11 protein-coding genes and 2 pseudogenes are annotated in these 18,041 nt (G+C 65.2%); 9 read left to right on the forward strand and 4 right to left on the reverse strand.

What is annotated here, in order from left to right; all coding sequences use genetic code 11:
• The first annotated feature begins 192 nt into the window (after window positions 1-192).
• From OG303_RS36675 to OG303_RS36705, 7 genes and pseudogenes are all read left to right on the forward strand, one after another.
• Window positions 193-2,292: a UvrD-helicase domain-containing protein gene (locus tag OG303_RS36675; RefSeq protein ID WP_405877670.1), complete on the forward strand. Its 2,100-nt coding sequence runs from the start codon at window positions 193-195 to the stop codon at window positions 2,290-2,292.
• 290 nt (window positions 2,293-2,582) lie between these two features.
• Complete coding sequence (locus OG303_RS36680) at window positions 2,583-5,888, forward strand: type ISP restriction/modification enzyme (RefSeq protein WP_405873919.1); 3,306 nt, start codon at window positions 2,583-2,585, stop codon at window positions 5,886-5,888.
• 789 nt (window positions 5,889-6,677) lie between these two features.
• On the forward strand, window positions 6,678-7,610 hold the full coding sequence (locus OG303_RS36685) for a transposase (RefSeq protein WP_405873921.1): 933 nt from the start codon (window positions 6,678-6,680) through the stop codon (window positions 7,608-7,610).
• 35 nt (window positions 7,611-7,645) lie between these two features.
• Window positions 7,646-8,146: an NUDIX domain-containing protein gene (locus OG303_RS36690; protein ID WP_405873922.1), complete on the forward strand. Its 501-nt coding sequence runs from the start codon at window positions 7,646-7,648 to the stop codon at window positions 8,144-8,146.
• An 85-nt stretch (window positions 8,147-8,231) separates the two neighbouring features.
• Window positions 8,232-8,588: pseudogene (locus OG303_RS36695) on the forward strand (transposase family protein); the annotation flags it as partial.
• 51 nt (window positions 8,589-8,639) lie between these two features.
• Window positions 8,640-9,892, forward strand: a protein-coding gene (locus tag OG303_RS36700) for an IS3 family transposase (protein ID WP_405863487.1) whose coding sequence is annotated in 2 segments (ribosomal slippage) — window positions 8,640-8,922 and window positions 8,922-9,892 — 1,254 coding nt in all. Because the reading frame shifts where the segments join, the coding sequence is not laid out codon by codon here.
• Window positions 9,893-9,921: 29 nt separating this feature from the next.
• Window positions 9,922-10,332: pseudogene (locus tag OG303_RS36705) on the forward strand (transposase); the annotation flags it as partial.
• 231 nt (window positions 10,333-10,563) lie between these two features.
• Here the strand turns inward: OG303_RS36705 and OG303_RS36710 are convergent.
• Window positions 10,564-11,721, reverse strand: coding sequence for an IS4 family transposase (locus OG303_RS36710; RefSeq protein ID WP_405873924.1), 1,158 nt, complete (start codon window positions 11,719-11,721; stop codon window positions 10,564-10,566).
• A gap of 172 nt (window positions 11,722-11,893) precedes the next feature.
• A complete protein-coding gene (locus OG303_RS36715; RefSeq protein WP_405873926.1) occupies window positions 11,894-12,085 on the reverse strand; it encodes an HNH endonuclease in 192 nt (63 codons plus the stop codon).
• 145 nt (window positions 12,086-12,230) lie between these two features.
• Between OG303_RS36715 and OG303_RS36720 the strand changes: the two genes are divergently transcribed.
• Window positions 12,231-13,523 carry a hypothetical protein gene (locus tag OG303_RS36720; RefSeq protein WP_405873927.1) on the forward strand — a complete coding sequence of 431 codons (1,293 nt, stop codon included), beginning with the start codon at window positions 12,231-12,233 and terminating at the stop codon, window positions 13,521-13,523.
• A gap of 482 nt (window positions 13,524-14,005) precedes the next feature.
• Here OG303_RS36720 and OG303_RS36725 read toward each other — a convergent pair whose 3' ends face one another.
• Both OG303_RS36725 and OG303_RS36730 read right to left on the reverse strand, forming a co-directional pair.
• Window positions 14,006-14,197, reverse strand: a complete 192-nt coding sequence (locus OG303_RS36725; RefSeq protein WP_405873929.1) for a hypothetical protein — start codon at window positions 14,195-14,197, stop codon at window positions 14,006-14,008.
• Window positions 14,198-14,535: 338 nt separating this feature from the next.
• Window positions 14,536-16,242, reverse strand: a complete 1,707-nt coding sequence (locus OG303_RS36730; RefSeq protein ID WP_405873930.1) for a TIGR04141 family sporadically distributed protein — start codon at window positions 16,240-16,242, stop codon at window positions 14,536-14,538.
• A 131-nt stretch (window positions 16,243-16,373) separates the two neighbouring features.
• On the opposite strand from OG303_RS36730, the gene OG303_RS36735 reads away from it, so the two are divergent.
• Window positions 16,374-18,029, forward strand: a complete 1,656-nt coding sequence (locus OG303_RS36735; protein ID WP_405873931.1) for an N-6 DNA methylase — start codon at window positions 16,374-16,376, stop codon at window positions 18,027-18,029.
• Window positions 18,030-18,041 lie beyond the last annotated feature (12 nt).

Below are 18,041 nucleotides of genomic sequence, written 5' to 3' on the forward strand. Positions count from 1 at the left end.
TCGGCCACGGCGTCGCAGTGTTCTCGGTGGCGGGTGGTCTGTCGACGGTGCGCCGGCTTCAACGCCATGTGCCCGATGACCGCAGGCATGGCTGAAGTCGTTCGGTGGGGATGAACTTGGTCAGTCGTGCGCCCTGCCCTGTCCATCGCTGATCGTCTTAAGATCACTACTCTGCGTACGAGGGAGCGTGGCATGGCGGCTGGTGGATCGGCATCACGGCGCGCGCAGGAAGCGCGGCGGCAGGAGCGGCTGCTCAAGGAGCAGTGGCAGACGGCCCGACGGCAGGCACGCCGTTGGGAAGCCGCGAGCGAGGGCGAACGCAGGGTCGCCGCCCAGCTGTTGGTCCTGACGGCGCGCGGGTGGCGGTTACTCGTTGACCGCAGGTGGCCGGGAACGCGGGCGGCCAACGTGGACATGCTGTTGGTCGGCCCCGGAGGTGTGTTCGTTCTCGACGTCAAGAACTGGCGCACCGCACCAGAGGCTTCGGAGGGAAAGCTCCGTGTCGGCGGAGAGGCCCGCGATGAGCACGCTACCAAGCTCTTGGCCGTGACGAAGGCGGCCGAGTCGGCGGTGGCGTCCTTGGGGATGTCCCCAGTCGCGGTCCAACCCCTCATGGTCTTCGCGGGCCACCGCGTAGATGCCTGGCTGGGCAGGATCCGGCTACTGGGGGAGCATGAGGTTGGGCCGGCCCTGCTGTCGGAGCGCAGTCGACTTCGCGCCGAATCCGTACGTGCCATCGCTGACCACCTGGAGCGGGTCTTCCCCGAGCACGAGGGATCGTCCGTAACACAGACAGAGCCGTCCCTGCCTCAAGTGCAGCCCCAAGGAGAGCTGTCCGACGGCTTGTTCGACCTTGACGGCCTGCGCGAGGCGGCTCTGGAAGAAGCGCTGCGGGCCCCGATCGAACAGTGGATGACCTTCCTCCACCCCGATCAGGTAGCTCTGGTACGCCGCAACTGGGCCGGTCCCGCACGGATCAGCGGCCCGGCAGGCACTGGCAAGACCGTCGTCGGCCTGCACCGCGCGGCACACCTCGCTCAGCGCACCACCGGCCGGCTCCTGTATGTCACCTTCGCCAACAACCTCCCGCGGGTGCAGGCGACTTTTCTCAAGACCATGTCTCCCGCCGTGGCCGACAGGGTCGACTTCCGAAGCCTGCACTCCTGGGCCCAGGAGTTCCTGCACGACAGCGGTGTCCCCGTCCGGTTGCACGGAGACAAGGCCCAGACCGCTTTCAGCCTCGCCTGGAAGAACGTCGGCAGGGACAGCGCCCTGACTGAGATCGACCCGGCCCCGGGATACTGGAAGGAGGAGATCGACCACGTCATCAAGGGTCGCGGCATCACATCCTTCGAGGAATACGCCACGGTGCCCCGCCGACGCCGTCGCGCGAGTCTGCGGCGTCCGCATCGGCAGGCTGTCTGGGCTCTGTACGAGGCGTACGAAGCGCTTCGCATCGAGCGCGGCGTGCACGACTTCAACGACGTCCTCTCCCTCGCCCTGGCAGAAGCGTGGCGCAACACAGCACAACACCGCTATGCGGCAGTGATCGTCGACGAGGTCCAAGACCTGACCTTGATCGGAGTACGGCTCCTACACGCTCTCGTTGGCGACGAGCGCAACGGACTGCTTCTGGTCGGCGACGGCCAACAGGCTGTCTACCCCGGCGGCTTCCGCCTGTCCGACGCTGGCATCGACATCCGCGGCGACCGCGGGCAAGTGCTGCGAACCAACTACCGCAACAGCAAGGAGATCCTCGACACGGCGCTTGCGGTCGTCGCCGAGGACTCCTTCGAGGACATCGACGGGCTCCGAACGCCAGGTCGCCGAGACGTCGATCTCACGTATCACGACGGCAACGTGATCCGCGTTTCGAAGCCGACACTGGCCGAGCACGACCAGGCCCTCCTGGAGGCCCTGCGCGACCTGCCGCCCGGAGCTCGCCCGGACACCGCGGTGCTGTGCCCGTCCATGCGCGCCATCGGCCACTACCAGCGGCTCCTCGAACGGGCGGGCATCTCTGTATGCCTGCTGGAGCACTACGACGGCCGCCCCGTCGACGCCGTCAAACTCGGCAGCTACCGCCGAGCCAAGGGTCTGGAGTTCAAGCGCGTCTACCTCCCAGAGCACGACGCGGCCTTGGCGAACGGCTCCCGCACGCCCGACGCGGAAGCCTCCGAAACCGAACGCGAGCGCAACGAGCTGGCCCGCAGCCAACTCTTCGTGGCCATGACCCGAGCGCGTGATGTGCTGTGGCTGGGGAGTGTGAACCGGTATACGGAGGGGCGATGACGGACAGGACATGTGGGCCAATGCGCGTACCGGAATCCCGGTTGCGATTCAGAGTGGCAGGCCCCTGCTGCTCGCACGGCGTCGTCTGTGGTTTGAAACCAGGGACCCCTGCCGCTGATCGGACGGTGGCTTGGGGCGGCTGCGGCGCGGGATGCGCTCTTCACAATCTGCTGTCTGCTCTTTACATTCGGTAAGAGCGTGATGTCGGGATAGGGCCCGGAGTGTTCGAGAGCAGGGTGCGGCCGTGAGGTTCGCACAACCGTCGGCCGCTTTGACCGCAAGGGGGCGGCATGGCGGTACGAGCAAATCAACGCGGCACCTACGAAGAAGCCGTGCGGGTGGCCGTGTCCGCCTTCGGGGCCGAGGTCACCCCGAAGCTAAAAGGCGGTGGGTGGCAAGAGGACCAACTCCGTGGCCCGCTCGAGACCTTGATCCGGGCTGTCGGAGCACGCTTGGGGTTCACCATGACCCTGACCGGTGAGGTTCCGCTCGTGGATCTACGGGCCAGGCCCGACTATGCGGTGTCGGTTGACGGATCCCTCGTCGGTTACATCGAGTTGAAGAAGCCCGGGCGCGGGGCAGATCCCTCCCTCTTCACTGGGGACAGCGCCGCCCAGTGGGAGAAGCTACGTCTATTGCCCAACATCCTGTACTGCGACGGCGACGAGTTCGCGCTGTATCGCAGCGGCCAAATCGTCGGGCAAATCGCCCGTATGAAGGGTTCAGTCCTCACATCGGGGACCCGACTCACTCCCGACGGCGGCGCGCTGGCCCGGGTGCTCCAGGACTTTCTCACCTGGCAGCCGAAGCCACCCCGTACCACCACGCAGTTGGTTCGGTCTGTCGCCGGTCTGTGTCGTCTGCTCTGTGACGAGGTGGCCGAGTCGATGGTTCAGGAGAAGGCCGGCAGGCGCCGCCGAATTTTCACAGAGATCGCCGAGGAGTGGCGACGACTGCTCTTCCCCGAGACAACCGATGATGAGTTCGTTGAACAGTTCGGCCAGACAGTGGTATTCGCCCTTCTGTTGGCTCGGGTTGAAGGCATCGCATTCGAGGGAGAGTCCGTACACGCCATCGCCTCGAAGCTGGGCAAGCGGCATTCCTTGATGGGCAAGGCTCTCGATGTCCTCACCGAAGAGTCGGCGACCGGTGACCTGTCCACCACGCTCGACACGTTGCTGCGGGTGGTGGGGGCCGTCGATTGGAGCCGACTTGACGACGGTTCCGGAGATTCCTACCTCCTCCTGTACGAGGACTTCCTGCAGATCTATGACCGTGAGTTGCGCGTGCGTACCGGCTCGTACTACACGCCGCATGGCGTGGTCGAGGCCATGGTTCGCCTGACCGAGGAGATTCTGAAGAGGTCTTTCGGGATCACGACGGGGTTTGCGTCATCGGAAGTGGTCGTCGTTGACCCTGCCATGGGGACGGGCACCTTCTTGTTGTCGGTCCTCAAGCGGGCCGCAGCCACCATCACTGATGAAGAAGGCCCCGGAGCGCTCGGTCCCCGGCTCCGGCAGTTGGTTGGCCAGCGGCTCATCGGTTTCGAACGACAGATCGGCCCATACGCCGTGGCGGATCTGCGGATGCACGCACTGTTGAAGGACTACGGATCCGCTGCTCCGAGACAGGGATTGCGCCTCCTGGTGGCCGACACTCTCGACAATCCGAGGGCCGAGTTCAACTGGATCCCCCACACTTATCGCCCCCTCGCGGAATCCCGTCGGCAGGCCAACAAGGTCAAGCGGGACGAGCGCGTCATGGTGGTCATAGGCAACCCACCCCACGATGCCGTTACCCGAGGTGCGGGCAAATGGATTGAGGCAGGTGATCCAAATGTCGGAGAGGACCCGCCGCTCGACGACTTCCGACTGCCTGGCAACGGTACCTACGAGTCGAAGCTGTCGAACCTGCACGTCTTCTTCTGGCGCTGGGGGACATGGAAAGTTTTCGACGCCCACTCTGATGCACCATTCGGTGTGGTTGCTTACATCACGCCGAAAGCCTGGCTGAAGAGCCGCGCCTTCGCTGGCATGCGCCGCTACCTGCGGAAATCGGCCGATGAAGGCTGGGTCATCGATCTCTCCCCCGAAGGCCAACGATCTGCCGTGGCGAACCGCCTCTTCCCGGATGTCGCCCAAGAGCTATGCATCGCGGTATTCGTGCGTCGACGAGACGACCACCGCGAGGACAGTGCTCTCGTGCACCATCTGAAAGTGCACGGGCATCGAGACGACAAGGCCCGGCGCTTACTCAGCTTGACCCTCGACGACCCCGAGTGGCGTGACTGCGCAACGGAAGACACAGATCCCTTCCTTCCGGAAGGAGACGACTTGTGGATGGGCGCTCCCCTGCTCAGGGACCTGATGCCGTGGTCCTCACGTGGGGTGACGCCCGGCCGCGTATGGGTCTATGCACCGGATGAGGCGACGCTCCGCAAGAGATGGCGCATCTTCCTGGGAGCCGACTCAACCGAGCGCAGAAAACTCTTCGGAGAGGCCAGGGACCGTACGATCGACAGCCGAGTGACACCTCTTGCCGGAACGACCGGATACGACGCAACTCCATTACGACAGGAGAGGCGACCACAGCCCGATCCCGTCCAGGTTGGGTACCGCTCCTTCGACCGCCAGTTGATCCTGCCGGATCACCGGCTCATGGTGGTCGCGCGGCCCGACCTCTGGCGGGTCCGGGGAGATCATCAGGTGTTCACCGTGGAGCAGAACGCCCATCCCGTCGTAAGCGGACCGGCCCTCGTGTTCAGCGCGCTGATCCCTGACATGCACTACTTCAACGGACGCAGCGGTTGTGCCCGGCCGCTCTACCGCGATGCACAGGGCGAATCTCCCAACATCGCTCCCGCCCTGCTCGACGTGCTCTCACGACGGCTCGACACGCCAGTCACGCCGGAAGACTTACTTGCCTATGTCGCCGGGGTCGTCTCCCATTCCGCCTACACTGAGCGCTTCCGGGAAAACCTCGAAGACCCTGGCGTCCGGGTACCACTGACCGGCGATGTTCTTCTGTGGGACCGTGCGCTTCGTATCGGCCGTCGAGTGCTGTGGCTGCACACGTATGGGGACCGCTTCTCGGACCAGGCAGAAGGACGCACGCGCGAGACGCTACGGCTTCCCTCTGACCGTCCTCGCTGTGTCGTGGAGATACCAGACACGGAGGAGGGAATGCCGCAAGACCTGCGACACGAGCCGGACGAGCAGCGCCTGTGGATCGGTTCGGGATGCATCGCTCCCGTGCCGCCATCCACCAGGGAGTATCAGGTCTCCGGGATGAACGTATTGGACAAGTGGTTCGGCTATCGCCGGAAGAAGCCTGCGGGCAAGCGACGTCTGGAACTCGACCATGTGGTGGCCCGTCGTTGGTCTCCCGACTGGACAAGCGAGTTGCTGACGCTGCTCAACATCCTTGGCTTGTTGGTCCAGGAGGAACCGGCTCAACGAGAACTGCTGGAAACGGTCTGCTCTGGCCCCCTCATCTCCGTACGGGACCTGGCAGAGGGGGGCGTTCTCCCGGTGCCACGGCAGGCACTCAAGCCCGTCACACCCGCCGCTGGGCGAGACACAATGCCGGGGTTGTGACGCCTGGGGGCGGGCCCCAGTCCTATGTCACCAAAGGGCGGCTGTGCACCTGTTAGACGAGGACACGCGTTGTGGTCGTCGAGACGTCCTGAGCGATGGCCGGCTATCGGCGATGACCCGAAGGAACGTGGGACGGCCTCGCATGGTGACTACGGTCAGCCGTCGGTCCTGGATTCGCGAACGTGCAGCCCGGAGAGCGATCGGCTGTCCAATCCTGAGCGGCCCCAGCGAGTAACCCTTGGGAGACCCCGACCAAGATCTTCTCCCAGATTTCTCCCAAACAATCTCCAGGAACCACTCAGGGACCCGACGCGCTAAGCGGATCAGCCCCTGACCTGGTACTTCACTGTCAGGGTGGCGGGATTTGAACCCACGACCTCTTCGTCCCGAAGCAACTTGGGTGGGGGCGCTGCCTTGGAGCGGAGTTCCTCTCACCTGCGCTGATGGTCCGCAGGCGTCCGTACTCGTCCGCCGTTGTTCGTCGGCGTTGTCACGCAGTTAAACACTCACATGGGGTCTGGCCCACTCCCGAGCTGGGCTGGCATCTGTGGTGCGGCTGCCGCCATGAGTGCCCGGCGAAGCGCGCGCTGGCCATGCTTCCGCTCCAGGCCGCTGTCTGAGCTTCCCCCGGTGTGCGGGAGGTGCTGATCAGCTGGTCAGGGCGGGTTGACGGGGTTTCAGGTTCGTTCGTTCGGCCGTTGCCTGGTCGGCGTAGTGCTTCTCCTCGAACTCGACGGGGCTGAGGTAGCGAGTCGTTTCTGGATGCGCCGGGAGTTGTAGAAGCCGTCGATGACCCCGTTGCCCAATTCGGGGGATTTTCAATTGATCACCGTCCCGATGGTCGTCCAGGGGGCGATCCTGCTGGTCAAGGGCGGGCCGGATGGCTCGGAGCAGCCCTTTTTCGAGCTGGGGGTGACGGCGATGTCGATGGGGGCGACTCGTGGGGAAGAAGTTCCTGAAGCGACAAGCGACATCGCTCGTGCGGTGTTCCCGAAGGGGTGCCTCGCGATACGGATTCGCGATCAACTCGGCCTCGTTTTCTGCGACGACGAGTTCCGGGAAGCGTTTGGGGTCCGGGGCCGCCCTGGCATCTCACCTGGTCAACTGGCGTTGGTCAGTGTGCTGCAGTTCGCCGAGAACCTGACTGATCGGCAGGCTGCGCATGCGGTGCGCTCCAGGATCGACGTGAAGTACCTACTCGGGCTGGAACTGTCCGATTCCGGCTTCGACTTCACCGTACTGTCTGGGTTCCGGCAGCGACTGCTGGAGCACGGGCTGGAGAACAGCATCTTGGACTTGCTGCTGAAACGGCTGACAGGGCTCGATCTGGTCGCGGCCGGCGGCCGGCAGCGCACCGACTCCACCCACGTGCTGGCGGCCGTCCGCAGCCTGAATCGGCTGGAGTTCGTTGGTGAGACCCTGCGCGCTTCATTGGAAGCACTGGCCGTTGCGGTCCCGAACTGGCTCGTGAGCTGGATGGATCCGTCGTGGCAGGAGCGTTACGGGGCACGGACCGACGCTTACCGTCTGCCTGCTGACCGGGCCGAGCGAGATCGGCTCGCTCAGCAGATCGCCGCCGACGGATATCAGCTCCTCGAAGCCGCGCATGCCCGCACCGCGCCGGGATGGCTGCGCGAAGTGCCTGCCCTGTCCGTGTACCAGCGTCGCAAAGTGCCTGGGGCCGCCGAACTCGCCCGCCGCGCACGAGAGGCACTGACCTAAGCTGCCCACCAACCGGCCGACGAAGGGACGTAACCGTGGCTCAGCCGCAGACCGATGACCAGCCCAAAGCCCTCAAGCCCGCTCTCGAATCCATGACCTTGCTGGTTGCCGCCGTCATCGTCCACGACCAGTCCACCAACCGCGTCGTCCTCCTCCAGCGCAGCCAGAACGCCAAGTTCGCCCAGGGCATGTGGGACCTCCCTGTCGGCAAGAGCGAACCTGGCGAGCCCATCACCGAAACAGCCGTGCGGGAGCTGCACGAGGAGACTGGCCTGACGGTAAAGCCGGAGTCCCTCAGAGTCGCCCACATCATCCACGGCGCATGGGGAGTCGAAGCGCCCAACGGCTTCCTCACTGTCGTCTTCGCCGCCCACGAATGGTCCGGTGATCCGGAGAACCGGGAACCGCGCAAGCATGCGCAGGTCTGCTGGGTTGACGCCGATGCCATCCCCGAGGCGTTCGTGGACACCACCGCCAGCGCCCTGCGGCGGTATCTCACCGGCGGGCCCCAGGTGTCCCTGGACAGCTGGAAGTAGGGAGGGCTTTCGTGCCGGCCCGTTGGCGTGGTGTTGGTTAGAGGTTGTCCCGTAACCGGTGGGGCGGTTGGTGCCTTGGCTGGGCATGGGTGGGGTGATTTCAGCTGATGATCCGAAGTGGATCGAGCCGTTCGCCGGGTTGAGCGAGGTGCAGTTCGCCAGGCTGGTGGCGTTGGTGCGGCGTCGTGGTGGTGACGTTCAACGGGGCCGTCCCTGGCGGTTGCCGCTGGAGGACCGGGTGTTGCTGGTGGCGACGTACTGGCGCACGAACCTGACGTTGCGGCAGGTGGCACCGTTGTTCGGGGTCTCGAAGTCCGCGGCCGACCGCTTCCTCGATCACCTGGCACCGCTGCTGGCCATCGCGCCGGCCCGACGTCCGCGCAAGGACACCGTCTACATCGTCGACGGCACCTTGGTGCCCACCCGGGACCGCAGCGTCGCAGTGAACCGTTCCGGGTTCGGTAGGGACTCGATCGTTTGAGAGGATCGAGTTATGGCACGTCCTTCCCAGTACCCGCTTGAGCTGCGCCGTCGTGCGGTGCGGATGGTCGCCGAGGTGCGGCCGGAGTACGACACCGAGTGGGCCGCGATGAAAGCGGTCGCCCAGAAGCTGGGCATCGGCACGACCGAGACGCTGCGCAAGTGGGTGCGGCAGGACCAGATCGACGCCGGGACCCGTCCGGGCACGACGAGCGAGGAGTCGGCCGAGCTGAAGCGGCTGAAAAAGGAGAACGCCGAGCTGAAACGGGCCAACGACATCCTCAAAGCCGCGGCGTCTTTCTTCGCGGCCGAGCTCGACCGGCCACACACACGCTCGTAGCGTTCATCGACGAGCACAAGGACCGCTTCGGCGGCGTCGAGCCGATCTGCCGGGTCCTCACCGACCACGACTGCAAGATCGCCCCGTCCACCTACTACGCCCACCACAAACGCCAGGCCGCACCCGCAGCCCGCACCGTCCGCGACGCCGAACTGAAGACTCTGATCACACAGGCGTACGAGGCCAACTACCGTGTCTACGGCGCCCGGAAGATCTGGCGGCACCTGAACCGCCAGGAGGTCGCGGTCGCCCGCTGCACCGTCGAACGCCTCATGCGCGAACTCGGCATCACCGGAGCGGTCCGCGGCAAAAAGGTGATCACCACGATCCCCGACGCGAGCGCGGAACGGGCCCCGGACCTCGTGGACCGCGACTTCGTCGCCCCCGCCCCGAACCGCTGCTGGGTCGCCGACTTCACCCACGTCACCACGTTCGCCGGCGTCGTCTACGTCGCCTTCGTCGTGGACACCTTCTCCCGCCGCATCGTCGGCTGGGCAGCAGCCACATCGAAGGAGACACGGCTCGTCCTGGACGCCCTCGAGATGGCCTTGTGGCAGCGCGACCGAGACCAACGCCCTTACGAGAAAGGCGAGTTGATACATCACTCCGATGCCGGCTCGCAGTACACATCGTTCGCGCTCGCCGAACACCTCGACCGCGCAGGCATCGCCGCGTCGATCGGATCGGTCGGCGACGCCTACGACAATGCCCTCATGGAGTCCATGATCGGCCTGTTCAAGGCCGAGTTGATCAAGCCCCGTCGGCCCTGGAAGACGCTTTCCGAGGTCGAACTCGCCACCGCCGAATGGGTCGACTGGTACTGCCACCGTCGGCTCCACGGTGAAATAGGGCACATCCCGCCCGCCGAATACGAGACCAAGTACTACCGCGAAACCACGAAACCCAAGGTCACAGTCACGACCTAGAGTCTCGATCAAACCCGGAACGGTTCACAGCGTCCAGCAAGAACTATCGGTACTCGACGAATCTGCAGGTCGTCGTCGATGCCAACAGCCGCCTGGTGGTGGCGATCGGCCTCCCGCTGCCCGGCAGCCGCAACGACTGCCGGGCCTTCACCGAGTCCGGCATCGACCGGGTCTGCCGCGGCGCCCCGACCATCGCCGACGGCGGCTACCAGGGCACCGGCCTGCTCATCCCGCACCGCAGACGACGAGGTCAGAGACACCTCAGCCCGCAGCAGGAAGCAGAGAACGCCGTCCACCGCCGGGCACGGGCACGAGTCGAACACGCCCTGTCCCGGCTGAAGAACTGGAAAATCCTGCGGGACTGCCGACTGAAGGGCAACGGCGTTCACCAAGCGATGCTGGGCATCGCCCGGCTCCACAACCTGGCCCTCACTGAATAACTCACACCCCATACGGGACAACCTCTAGGGCCAATGCCGTTGCTTTAGTGGTCGTGCCACCGGTTGTTCAAGGTCACGGCGACCGGTGGGCGACGGCTGCTGGAGGGTTCGTCAGGAGCTTTGCTGACGTAGCCGGTGACGCAGGAACGAATCTTGCGAGGGCAGTCACGGGATCTTCGGCGGGGCAGCAGACTGCGACCGATTTCAGAGAGTCCCAGGCGTCGGTCCCTCTTACGGGCTGAGGGGGGAAAAGCCGCTCGGTGAGATCACAGAGCGGCGGACGACGTGCAGAGCCCGGGTGAACGAGGTCCGCTCAGCGATGCTGCAGTGCAGGCGGGCGGCCTCCTCCAGCAGATCCCGGGTGGCATGGTGCACGATCAAGTGCGCATAGATCTCCTGCCGCACGCCGTCCGGTGTCTGCGACCTGAGCACCGGCCGCCCGCGTTGGTGGGTCTTGATCTCATCGAAGACGAGCTCGATCTCCCAGCGCCGGGCGTAGAGGACGGCGAGTTCTTCGGCGGGGTACTTCTCGTGGTCGGTCAGGCTGGTGATGAGCCGGACGATGTCGGCCTGCCCGTCGACGCGGTACTCGATTACCCGGACCAGCGCCGGCGGCGCCTTGACGGTTCCGGCCGCCTTGCTGTGTTTGTTCGCCTCGATCCGGGCAAGGTAGCTGCCGTCGGGCAGAACGTCCTGGACTCGGCGGGCTTTGCGTCGTTCGATGCGCCACAGCAGGTGTGTTCCCTGGTCCCGGAGCCGGTGCCAGCGGGCCAGACCCCACAGTCCCCGGTCGGCCAGTAACAGCGTGCCCGTCCCGATATGGGCGTCCAGAGCGTCGGAGACGATGCGCTCGGAATCCTTGAAACCGCCGATCGCGGCGTCCAGGACGGCGTGAGAAGAACACTCGGCCACCGCGACCACTCTGGCCTGCGGATAACCCATGGGACTGCGCTGGGAGCCGGACTTGCCAAAGGCATCGTTGTTGCCCGCGGAGTCGGGCACGGCCAGAAGTATCCCGTCCAGGGCCAGCACTCGTAGCCCTCGGAACAGCTCACCGTCAGCGCCGAGCGGCCGGGCCACGGACCGGAACAGTTCCCGCATCACCGGCCAGCCGAGCCGCTGCCGGGCCCTGCTCAGCGACGACTTGTTCACCCCCGACCAGGACCGCAGCCCTTTGTCGCCGGTCTTCACCAGCCGCAGGACCTCCAGGTAGTCGGCCTGCGGGAACAAGCACATCGCCAGGACGAAGTACACCGTGAACCGGGCGGACAACAGACGCCGACGCTTCTCCGAACGCCCTGCCTCACCCACCACCCGGTCCACCAGCTCAGGCGGACACGACCGGGTCAGGACTCCCAACCCCAGTCGCTCAAGTCGCGATATCAGCACACGACTTCAACCGCTCGACCCTCGCAAAAGCAACGGCATTGCCTCTAGGGCAGGGGTGTCGTTGCACCGGCGTAGCAAGCTGACGAGGAGGATTGAGGTGCTTCGCGCTGAGGTGGAGTCCCGACGGCAGGCCGCGACGGTGGCGGGCATAGGGGGTGATGCCGACTCGGGTTCACCATCTTCGGGAGGCCTTCAGTGACACTGCTCCGGCCGCTCGGTTGCCCCGAGCGCTGTTGCAGGTGTGATGTGCTCTGCGGGCGTTCTCCGCGTCGAGGAGGTCGCCGCTGCGGCTGAGGGGTACGGCGTGGTCGAGGGTGAACGCGTCGTGTATGGCTGGCTGCAGTGCTTCGGCGATCGTCTCCATGACCTCCTGCCGTCCTTCGTCGGGCAGTTCGGCAACTCGCACGGCAGCGCCTGTGTTATTGAGAGTGCATGTTTTTCCGCGTCCTCTGTGGGAGACTGGCGCAGCTTCCCGGGGGGGTAGCACCGAGAACTCTCAGGTGAGACATATGAGCGAAGCCCCGTGGCATGTTCGCACGCTTGCACTTTGGCACCCGATCAGGCAGCGCATGGAAGCTGCGAAACCCAAACAACTGCGTGCCGCGTTCCGAGCAAGAGCCGAACGCAAGGTTTCCGACGCTGTACGTCGGGAATTTGCGAATGTGCGACCAGCGACATTGCCTTTGCATGGCATCGAGAATGGCGCACGCATCGATATTCAAAAGAGGATTAGGTGGGCACTATATAGGGAGGCGAGCATTAGTGCCAAACGTGCTATCGGTGAAAAGATCTACGCGACGATCTTAAAAGCGGTGCTCGCTCTCACGCTTGGCTTTATTGTATTTGTTAACGGCTGGTACGTACTGCTGGGTATCGGACTTTGGTACGTGGGATGTATTCCATTCGCTCTGCTTTTGCTCGCATTCGATTGGCTCCCTAAGAGGGTAGCAATCGCTGCCCTCCTCGCACTCGTTCTATACATTATTGGCGGTCCGCTTGTCGCTGCGGTAGCGTACTTCCTGAGTCCTTCCTCCCTCATGCCGGAGACTGTATTCGGCTTCCTCGAAGAGAGTACTGCGCGTAATCTAGGTGCTGGTATTGCGGGCGCTGCATACTTTATCCTCGGATGCCTTCTTGTAGTCGTCATCGGCGATATTGTTAATTCTCTGCTTGGTAAATACCTGAGCATGCAGGATCCCGCATCCGGGCCGTACGATGAGTCCATCTCGAAGTGGGCCCAAGCGCTTCGATGCCTGGTTTCTGCGGCGCCAAATTGGCCAACTCGCCGTTTGGTGGCAAGTGTGAACCGAGAGCTTAGTGGCCTTGCGTTCATAGTAGAGTCCGAACTTTCTATGTCATGGCTTCGCCCTTTCGTTCCAGGTCTATTTCCTCAGCTCAACTCGGAAGCGCACAGAGTGTCCGAGTGTATCCGCCAGAACAGAAACGTACTGCTTCGTTGTGGTCGGGGGGCGGAGTTCGAACGGGTCGTCGAGTCAATTTCGCATGGCCTGGTTTCACTGGCTTTGGGGAGCCGTGAACGACTTCTCGATAATGCCCCCGAGGTTGCAAAAGGCACCATCGTGAAGGATGTTATTAAGCGAATGTATCCGGGATTTGTATTCCTTGGCGCGGGAATTCTCCTCCCTCTGATTCCGCAGATAGCAGAGCAAGGAGAGGTGGCTACGAATGTGCGGATTGCGTTCATCGTGATGGGTGTTCTGGCGATTGCTTCTGCTCCCACAGAGGCAGCGCAGAAGGTGAACGACGTTATTGCCAAGATCCTCCCCCTTGGCAAACCCTGACGGTCCAGCCCACAGACCTCAGGAAGTCCGTGGATCTCACTTGAGATCTCATTGCTGATCCCGGGAGCTGGAGCGAGGGGACGTCGTGGGAGGCCCGCCGGCTCTGGCCTTCCTTGCTATTGACGAAGCCAAGTCCCGAGACCCGAGAGGAGCTCACGACCTGACAGCCAGACTGAGGGGCGGCCACTACCTCTTCGTCCCGAAGCAACTTGGGTGCGTGCTCCACCAACGCGACGGCCAGAGCGGACACGGTCGACGAGCAGTTGCCTGCCGTGAACGGTCAGCCGGGCATTACGGTGGGACATGAGGGCCTCCGTGCGGTGAAGATTCGACACCTCCACCACACACTGAGGCCTTCGCCATGATCAAGTCCGGTCAGGGTTAACAACGCTCGTGATCAATACGCCTAGACGCCATGTCGATCGTCCCGTCACTGACCAGGAGATACGAGGCGAACTCCCTGGTTCAGAGCAGGACGGGGTTCACCTGCTGCCCGACTTGATCCACGGCCACTTAACAGTGCAGACCACTACGGGCACGACGAGCATGGTCAGCATCCACAATCCCACGCTCGCCGGCGAGTAGATGTAGTACTGCCATTCCTCGGGTAGAGCCGACGGCGCGAGCAAGAGCACGATCAGCATGGTCCACGTGACCAGCACTGATGCCGCCATGCGTACTGCCACCATCCCTGTGGCCCTCTCTGCAACTGCCCGTCTCTTGGGGACGAATGATAGAACAGGTCGCCTCCCTGCCCACGCCACCCATCGTGGCCCGCCGGATTTGATACAAGATGATCAAGCTGGCGCTTCCTCGGCTCCTGCTCCACGACGGGGCCGCTTCAAGTACGGGACAGTCCTTAGCGTGCCGTCGCGGCTGTCATCGGGCAGCTAACGAAGGCTGTGGCGCCCAAATGGTTTGGGAGTGCCATCGGTTCCCCGCAGATAGGCGAGTGTGGCGGTCTGAGGCTCTCTGTCGACCGGAGAAGAGAGCGAACCAGCGGCCAAGGTTGTCAGTCGGGGACAGCCGCCCCGACGCCTACGCGATTTGAGGGAAAGAGCAGTGCGTTTACCCTGCCCTCCGGAATACCGACGACCTCGACAGTCACCCCTCGTGCTGCCAGGGCCTTCGCGGTCTGGGCGATGGCGATCTGGGAGAAGCCGAAGACGGAGTCCGGGGTCAGGTTCTCGCGGTTCTTGAGGAGCATGGCGAGGACGATCCGTTTGGGCGTGAAGTCGTCCGGGAGTACGAGTTCGCCCCGGCTGAGCCGGGCCACCTTCGCGGTGAACTCCGCGCGGACCCGAGCGGACTCCTGGAGCAGCTCCACCGCCACCCTGGCCTGGTTGAACAGGTGACTCAGCGGACCGGAACCGCCCGCGCGCTTGACGAGGACGAGCGTGCCGTCGGGCATGAGCAGGTCGCAGATCTCGACCTGGTCCCTGGGACGGAGTGGATTGGCGACGTTCCTGGTGTCGAGGCAGAGCCAGTCGGTCCGTTCCTCGTCGGCCACCCTGTTGTTGTAGGCGTTCTCCGGCTCACCGTCGATCCACGCGGGAAGGGAGACGGAGGGCGACGGCGAGAACAGCGCCGCCACGGCCGCCCGGCACTCGTCCACGTAGGCGGCCCCGGCCTCGTACCACTCACCGTCCATCAGGAAGAACCGTCTGGAGCCCAGGGAGATCCCGGCCTCCAGCCACGTCAGCGCGCTGGTGACGGCGAGCGTGTCGGCCACACCGGCCCGACGATCCCTGGCAAGGGTCACGGTCCCCTCACGCAGCGCCCTGATGCGCGCGCCGGGCGGTGCGAGTCGGGCCCGGGTGAGGACGTAGTCGGGGTCGAAGTCGTCGGAGCGACGGGCACCGGAGCTGTTGATCCGCGTCACGTACATGGTGGCCTCCGCGTATGCCGCATGGTGTTCGGACGGGACGGAGACGGAGATCCGTCCGTCGGCGGGACGCCCGAGGAGGTCGTCCAGGGCCTGGTCGAGGACGTCGAGGGCGGTCGTGTCCTCGACCGGCACGATGTGGTCGACGAACTCCAGTTCCTGGTGCGGGATGTCCTCGCGGCAGATTCTGGCGATGGCCCGCAGATCGGAGAGCAGTGCCTCGGGTTCGACCCCGAGGGCGATTCTCAGCCCGCACCCGCCCTGGGCGCTGACGGCCCTTCCGCGGGTGTACCGCGACCGGGTGAGCGGCAGCTCGTCGAGGTAGCCGCCCAGGCTGCGCACGATGCGCGAGTGGTCGCGGATGCCGAGCAGCGGGACCGGGGCGCCGCCCGGCACCAGGGAGATGTCGGTGCGCGCCTGCCCGAGAGACCGGCAGACCGCGCCACGGATCAGGTTCGGATCCATCTGCCGGACGGCGAAGGAGAGGCCGAAGCGCTTGTCCTTGAGGTGGTCGGGGATCAGCCGGTACCCCTGGTCGCAGCCGATGGCGTACACCGTGCCGTCGACGGCGAGCAGGAGCACGGCGGCGGTGCGCCGGACGCCTTCGGTGATCGTGATGCCGGTGGTGCGCGCCATGGGGGCGCACCAAGGGGCCTCCATGCGCTCCATTCCGCAGGTGACGTACACGGCCGGGACCCCGAGCGCCTCGGGTAGATGCGGATCGGCGCCGAGCCTATCCAGAAGTTCGAGGTTGAGGGCGTCCAGCATGGCGTCCTGAGTGGGAGCGACGCCGGACAGCCGGTAGACGGTGCGTACTTCGGTGTTCGATGCCATGAGGGTGCCTCCGTGGGCCGCTGTAGTTCAGGAGAAGTCCAAGTACACGAGGGAGGGTGACATCAATCTGTGTACATTGTCAACAGAGTGACCTGCTGGAAGGTGGACGATGATCCGTGTACGCTGGGGCTATGACGGACAACGCCGCTTCATCGGTCGGCCCGCTTGTCACCGGCGCCGAGATCGCTCGGCTGGCCGGAGTCACCCGGGCCGCTGTCTCCAACTGGCGCCGGCGCTACGACGACTTCCCCGCACCGGCGGGGGGCGGCGCGAACAGTCCGCTCTACGCGCTCGCCGAGGTTCAGGATTGGCTGGACAGGCAGCGCAAGGGCCAGGAGGTCTCTCCCGAGGTCGAGTTGTGGCAGGCCCTGCGGACCGCGTACGGGGATCAGATGGTCGCGGGCCTGGCCGCGGTCGCCGCAGTGCTGGCAGGGGAGTCCGAACCGGGGCTGCCGGACGATGTCGCCGCCCGCGTGCGGCAGCTCGCCGAAACAGAGGCACCCGTCGGTGTCGTAAACGGTCTGACCGACCGGTTCATGGACTCCGCCCGGCGTGCGGGATCCGACCAGGTGACGCCCGAGCGTGTGGTGCGGGCTGTGTGCCACTTCGCGCCCGAACTGCCGGCCGGTGCCACCGTCTTCGATCCTGCCTGCGGTATCGGGGTGCTGCTTCTGTCGGTCGCCTCCGAGGCGGGGACGCGCTGCCGTGGCCAGGAAATGGATGCTGACAGCGCCCGTTTCGCCCAGCTACGTGCCGACCTCCTGGGCCGTTCCGAGGTGCGCGTCGTGGCGGCTGACTCCCTGCGCGCGGACGCATGGCCGGACCTCAAGGCGGATCTGATCGTCTGTGACCCGCCGGCCGGCGTGACGGAGTGGGGGAGGGAGCAACTGCTGCTCGACTCCCGCTGGGAACTCGGCACCCCGTCCAAGGCCGAAGGGGAACTCGCCTGGCTCCAGCACGCGTACGCGCACACCGCGCCCGGCGGCCAGGTCCTCATGGTCATGCCGGCCTCGGTCGCCTATCGCAAGGCAGGTCGCCGCATCCGGTCGGAACTCGTACGCCGGGGCATCGTGCGCCAGGTGGTCGCCCTGCCGCCGGGGACGGCGACCTCGCACTCCCTGCCCGTCCATCTGTGGTGTCTACGGCGTCCCGAGAACACCTCGGGTGCGGACACGCACCACACCGTGCGCATGATCGACCTGACCGACAACAGCCCCGACGGGGGCCTGGAGCCCCGGGCCGACCAGACCGTGGACGTACCACTGATCGAGCTCCTCGACGACACAGTCGACCTGACCCCCGGCAGTCACCTGCGCTCCCGGCACCGTGACTACCCCGGTGAGTACGAGGCCCTGCGCAAGCAGTTGCAGGAGCAGGTGCGCCGGCTCGCCGCCTTCCTGCCCGAGCTCGCTCCCGGCGGCGGACCGGGCTCGCTGGACGGTGCCACCACGAGCGTCGCGGATCTCGCCCGTGCCGGACTCGTGGAGTACCACGGCCCGGAACCGGTCTCGGCCAGCGAGCAACTCGACACGGACTATCTGCAGGGTTTCCTGCGCAGCTCCGGCAACGCCCGCCGCTCCACCAGCGCGAGCGGGACCTACCGTTTCGACGCCCGGGGCTCGCGCATCCCCCGCATGGACATCGAGGAGCAGCGCCGGTACGGCTCCGCGTTCCGGGCGCTGTCCGCGTTCGAGGAAGGGCTGCGCAAGGTCGACGAGCTGAGCCGGCAGCTCGCCGAGGTCGCCCGGGACGGCCTCGCCACGGGAGCCCTGGCTCCTCAGGAGTGAGGACCGGGCGGA

Origin of the sequence: Streptomyces sp. NBC_00005 (genome assembly GCF_045160215.1) — a bacterium.
GTDB lineage: Bacteria > Actinomycetota > Actinomycetes > Streptomycetales > Streptomycetaceae > Streptomyces.